Here is a 5,729-nt window from a genome sequence, read left to right as displayed (position 1 = left end):
ATCCGGATATTTTGTTAATGGACGAAGCAACATCTTCATTAGATACAAGTTCTGAAATGATCGTTAAACAAACCATAGATAACTTCAAAAAACAAGGAAAAACTATAATTATTATTGCACATCGTTTGAGCACAATTGCAAATGCTGACAAAATTTTTGTTATGCAAAACGGAGAAGTTATAGAATCTGGCAGTCATGACAATTTATTGGAAAAAAAAGAAAAATATTTCGAATTGTGGAGAAAACAAAGTTTAGTTTAAACCTCCCAAAACCCCAGTAAAACTGTATACTGTATCCTAAAAACGTATAATAATTACACACATCAAAAATACCCGAAATACCTAAACGACTCAAAACCAGTAAAAACTGATAATGGCACAAGGCTTGCAAAATGGGATAATGTAAATTCCTTTTCCGGTAAATGAAAATAAAGCATCGGAGGGAAGCAAATTAAATAAAAGCCCATAGCAAGCAATCAAAAAGTAGTGTCATATGAAAAGTGAAACCCTAACAACCGAACAATTTTATACCTCGAATCCGGATCTTAGTAACAAACAAGCCTTAAACAGTTCCATTTTTCGTATTAGTAATGATCATGCAACAACAAAAAAAGTCAGCGAGCGTACCAAAAGTAAATTTGGGTTATTTGTGCTCGTGAGTACTTTTTCCTTACTATTTGTTGGAGCCTATTCTGTATACCATTTGCAGGATGATTTCGATCAGTTTCAAATCGAGCGACTGAACTCTTCCTGGGGATTGCCATTCCTGATCGTGGCAGGATTATTATTTTTCTTTCAGACAGGAGTTTTCCTGTATAACTTATACTTGTTTTTTAAATACAAACCAATCGAATCGGTTACAGATGAGTTGTTGCCAACCGTTACCGTAATCGTTCCTGCATATAACGAAGGAAAACTGGTTTGGGATACTTTATTGAGTCTGGCCGAAAGTGATTTCCCAGCTCATAAACTGGAGATATTAGCCGTTGATGACGGAAGTAAAGATGATACCTGGTACTGGATGCAACAGGCCAAAATAAAATTAGGGGATCGTCTGACTATTTTTCAACAACCTGCAAACGCCGGAAAACGTCACGCCTTATACCGTGGATTTGAATTAGGAAAAGGTGAAATTTTTGTAACGGTAGATAGTGATTCGATCGTGAAAAAAGATACTTTACGTAATTTAGTAAGTCCGTTTGTGGTCGACGAAAAATGTGGAGCCGTTGCCGGAAACGTTCACGTACTGAACAGTAAAAAAGCCATCCTGCCAAAAATGCTGAATGTAAGTTTCGTGATGAGTTTTGAGTTCATGCGCTCTGCAGAAAGTAAATTAGGTTCTGTTCTTTGTACTCCGGGTGCAGCGGCAGCATATCGTAAAACGTCTGTATTTGCTTGTCTTGACGAATGGATCAACCAGACTTTTATGGGGCAGCCGTCTGACATTGGTGAAGACCGTGCGATGACCAACATGATCCTAAAACAAGGTCAGCATGTATTGTTTCAGAGAAATGCTTATGTATTAACAAACGTTCCGGAAGAATACACCGGATTGTACAAAATGTTTATCAGATGGAGCAGAAGTAATGTACGTGAGAACATCGCCATGGCAAAATATGTATTTACAGATTTTAGAGAAGGATCTAAATTTGGTTCAAGACTTTTATGGCTCAACCAGGCATTAAGAATCGCTATGGCGTATCCGTTTATGCTTTTTATGTTCTTTTTTATTGCCATTCATCCGCTATTGTTTTTAAGTTCTACATTATTGGGAATATTAATCGTTTCGAGTTTCCCGGTTTTGTTTTACGCTAAGAGATATAATTTTTCAGATTCGCTTTGGGCGTATTCGTATAGTGTTTTTTACACCTTTAGCTTATTCTGGATTACACCTTATGCCATTGTTACCGCCAATAAAAGAGGCTGGCTGACACGTGGTTTAGTATAAAATACTGTAATTAAAAATAGAAATTGATTTGTTTTTGAAAACTCCTGTTCTTTTTGGGCAGGAGTTTTTTTTATGGAGTGAGAGATTTTTTTTTACACATAGGGGCATAGGCTTTGGAACTTTAGAAAGAGGCATTTCATTTATTTAAAATCACATAGATGTTGTAGTGTCGACGTTTTTTTAAACACATAGGGGCATAGGCTTGGAAACTTTAGAAAGAGGCATTTCATTTATTTAAAATCATATAGCTGTTGTAGTGTGGACGTTTTTTTTAAACACATAGGGGCATAGGCTTGGAAACTTTAGAAAGAGGCATTTCATTTATTTAAAATCACATAGTTGTTGTAGTGTGGACGTTTTTTTTAAAACACATAGGGGCATAGGCTTGGAAACTTTAGAAAGGGGCATTTCATTTATTTAAAATCACATAGTTGTTGTAGTGTGGACGTTTTTTTAAACACATAGGGGCATAGGCTTTGGAAACTTTAGAAAGAGGCATTTCATTTATTTAAAATCACATAGCTATTGTAGTTTGGACGTTTTTTTAAACACATAGGGGCATAGGCTTTGGAAACTTTAGAAAGAGGCATTGCATTTATTTAAAATCACATAGTTGTTGTAGTGTGGACGTTTTTTTTAAAACATAGGGGCATAGGCTTGGAAACTTTAGAAAGAGGCATTTCATTTATTTAAAATCACATAGTTGTTGTAGTGTGGACGTTTTTTTTAAAACACATAGGGGCATAGGCTTGGAAACTTTAGAAAGAGGCATTTTCATTTATTTAAAATCACATAGTTGTTGTAGTGTGGACGTTTTTTTTAACACATAGGTACATAGGCTTTGGAAACGTAAGGAAGAGGTATTATCATTTATTTTAAAAATTATAGTTTTGGCTATGTGAAAGAAACGTGTTTCTTTTTACATCCTTTTTTTGCTATAAAACCTATGTCCCTATGTGTTAAAATCTTTTTACCCAACAAATTTTATCGTAGCACAACTTCGTCCGGAGTCGCGGAATTTCCCAGTCCGGCAAACGTATAAAAAAAGCTCTAAAGTGGTAACTTTAGAGCTTTTTGGACTTAAATTATTATAAACTTAAATTTCTTTTATAACTTACAGGGGGTTAAGAAAAATTTACTTCTGCTCGGCAATAGTAGATTTATTCAATTTTAAAACCCTAATTTTTTTATTGGTATTGTCTGACAGAAACAAACGATCGTTCAATTGTGCCACACCAACGATACTTCCAAACGGATTTTGTCCTAAAATATCAGATGCATTTACAGTTGGGGTAAAGTTGCGGGTCATGAAGTCTGCTTTTGGATAAAGACGTAAGTAATTGGTGCTTCCCACATTTTCTGAGGTAACAGCCCAGTCTTTCGTAAAACTAACCGCAATAGGTTTAGCATCAAAAGTTGCCGTTACCGGAGCTATTGGTTCGGTAAGAGACTTTGCAGCATTGGCTTTGATATCAGCAATATTGTAATACAAATAGCTTTTGGCATCTCTTCCGGCAACTACTAAATTTCCGGCATCAACATCCAGTGAATACACCTGATCAAAACCATTTAAGGTATTCAGCCTGGCAATAGGCTTTAAATTCCAGTCACTGGTTTCGGTAATTTGAGAAGTTTCAAAAACTTTAATCGAAGTTTCTTTTTCTTTTACAAAAACCAATCCGTCTCGTACTACAACCCCAAAAACGTGTACAAAAGTAGTCCACCATTGCCCGTTTCCAACGGTATTGATTCCGGCATTTGTCGCTTCATCGATTACAAAAAGCCTGGAATCAACGCTTCCGATATAAATTCTGCCATTATCAACAGTAACAGAAGAAATTTTGGTAAACGCAATTGTCGTAGTTCCTTTTTTATATTCGGCAATGGTTTTGATATGTGCCAGAGTTACGGCATTAAAAACTTCAAGGACATCGCCATTGGCTACATATAATTTTTCGTTGGCAACCGTGATTCCTTTAGGATCTAAAGTTCCGGTTCCAGTTCCAATTTGAGCGGCGGTTATCGATGCTTCCTCTGTTGGATAGTAATAATTATAAGTCGTAGGTTCTGCATCTGCCGAATCTTTGCTGCAATTGGTAAACAGGCAAAGTACTAGTAGTAAAAAGGGTATTTTGTTCATGATCGTTTTGTAGGTTAGTTCCATTTTCCTTCTCCTTTGTATTTTAGTAAAAATGGATTTTTGGGATTAATCTTAAAGACCGGTTTTTTATATGTACCTGTTAAATATGCTGTCTTCGTGTATCCCTTTAATACGTCAGGATCTGTAAACGGAAGGTCATTTAAAGAAATCAGGTATTTATAAAAATCGGTTAGCATTTCCTGCTGACCACCGCCTTCGCCACTATTGGCTAAATTACTAGTATGGCTATACCCACTGTGATGTGAATATTCGTGTGACCAAACCGACATTTCTCCTACCCAATGCCCGGTTACATAACCTGATTCCCATTGCGAGGCCAAAGGACCGCCTCCCCAGGCTGAATCTCCGCCTACCATCGCCATATTCAAAGTTCTGCTGTCGATATAAGTATTGTAGGCCTGTTCGATTTGGGCTTTGGTTAAATAATCGTAAACCCCGTCTTTGTCTTCAGCGTTTCCGTGCCAGTTTAAAGCACCATTTATAGCTGTTCCGGCTGTTTCGGCCTGCTCTTTTTTGTATCGGTCAAAGTTCATGAAAGTATCATAATACAAAGGGTGACTGATCGCGTATGAGAAATTGATAATCATCGTGATGGCTTCTTTGGCCAAAACAGGGTTCATAGGCAAGTATTTTCCAAGTTCATTTTTATGGTACTGATCACTAAACTGAACGAGTCTCGCGGATTTAATTTTTTTGAATTTGGCAAATAACGGATCTGTTGATTCTACCGAAAATTCGATTGCTCCGGAAGAAAATCCGTCGATTTTGTCAATCGTAACCGTTTTTCCGTTTTCTAACTGGTAATCATGTTTTCCTTCTACTAAAGGAATTTGATGAAAAGAACGGTGAAAAGCCGGAACTTTAGAAAACTCATAAATTAAAAATCGTTTGTCGTAGTTGGCTAATTTGGCATAGACTTTTACATCGCTAAGTCCCACCGGGGAATAAAGGGAAACCTGTACCGAATCTTTTCCTTTTTGAATGATTTGCATCGGCTGATTCACACGAAACCAACGGTCTTTGTTATCATACATTTTTGCCGGGCTTTCGGCATCTTCAAACATCGTCATCGGACGATTTCCAGCCGGTAAAGTTGTTGCATCAATAGCAGGCAGATAAGTGGCCTGGTAGCCGTCTCCTTTCGAATCGTCATCGCTGCAGCCTACAATCAGGCTTGCGAATATCACAAAGGGTAATAAATGAGAAAGTTTTTTTTTCATAGGTATTTGTTAGTAAAATTTGGGGTTTGCTGATCAAAACGCAAAACTATCAATATACTTGTGTTAAACAAGGATATTGACAGAAAATTGCTGTTTTAATGTGTTAAAAAAGTAGGTCTTTTGTAGGTTTTTGCTAATATTCAACTATTTGTGATGTATCGTTATTATTCGTACGAAGATAAAAATGAATTAAAATTCAGACTTTTAAATTTGATTAAAAATGTTTTGATTTTGTACGAAAATTAAAAACTCATACGGTAATGTGTTGGTTTCCTTAATAATCAAAACGCTTAAAGGCTTCGATGGCCTCGTATTCTGCCAAACCTAAATCATCGTATAAGATGGCGGTATTTTTATTTCGGTCTTCGGCCCTTACCCAGAATTCCCTGGAGTCATTACCC

At 36.7% G+C, this 5,729-nt stretch carries 3 protein-coding genes and 1 pseudogene; 2 read left to right on the top strand and 2 right to left on the bottom strand.

Features of this window, described 5'->3' with window-relative positions:
- Together ACHRWY_RS27440 and ACHRWY_RS27435 are read left to right on the top strand one after the other, a co-directional pair.
- A pseudogene (locus ACHRWY_RS27440) lies at positions 1-260 on the top strand (peptidase C39); the annotation flags it as partial.
- A 232-nt stretch (positions 261-492) separates the two neighbouring features.
- Positions 493-1,947 carry a glycosyltransferase gene (locus ACHRWY_RS27435; protein ID WP_395359195.1) on the top strand — a complete coding sequence of 485 codons (1,455 nt, stop codon included), beginning with the start codon at positions 493-495 and terminating at the stop codon, positions 1,945-1,947.
- A gap of 1,135 nt (positions 1,948-3,082) precedes the next feature.
- On the opposite strand, the gene ACHRWY_RS27430 is transcribed toward ACHRWY_RS27435, so the two are convergent.
- Entirely contained in the window at positions 3,083-4,111 is a 1,029-nt protein-coding gene (locus tag ACHRWY_RS27430; RefSeq protein ID WP_395359193.1) for a PQQ-binding-like beta-propeller repeat protein, read from the bottom strand.
- Entirely contained in the window at positions 4,102-5,328 is a 1,227-nt protein-coding gene (locus tag ACHRWY_RS27425) for a hypothetical protein (RefSeq protein WP_395359191.1), read from the bottom strand. The genes ACHRWY_RS27430 and ACHRWY_RS27425 overlap by 10 nt, the downstream gene beginning before the upstream one ends.
- Between the last annotated feature and the right edge of the window lie 401 nt (positions 5,329-5,729).

Origin of the sequence: Flavobacterium sp. FlaQc-48 (assembly GCF_044007335.1) — a bacterium.
Lineage (GTDB): Bacteria > Bacteroidota > Bacteroidia > Flavobacteriales > Flavobacteriaceae > Flavobacterium.
The sequence above is the reverse complement of the archived record's forward strand: the minus strand, read 5'-3'. Positions and strand labels throughout refer to the sequence as shown.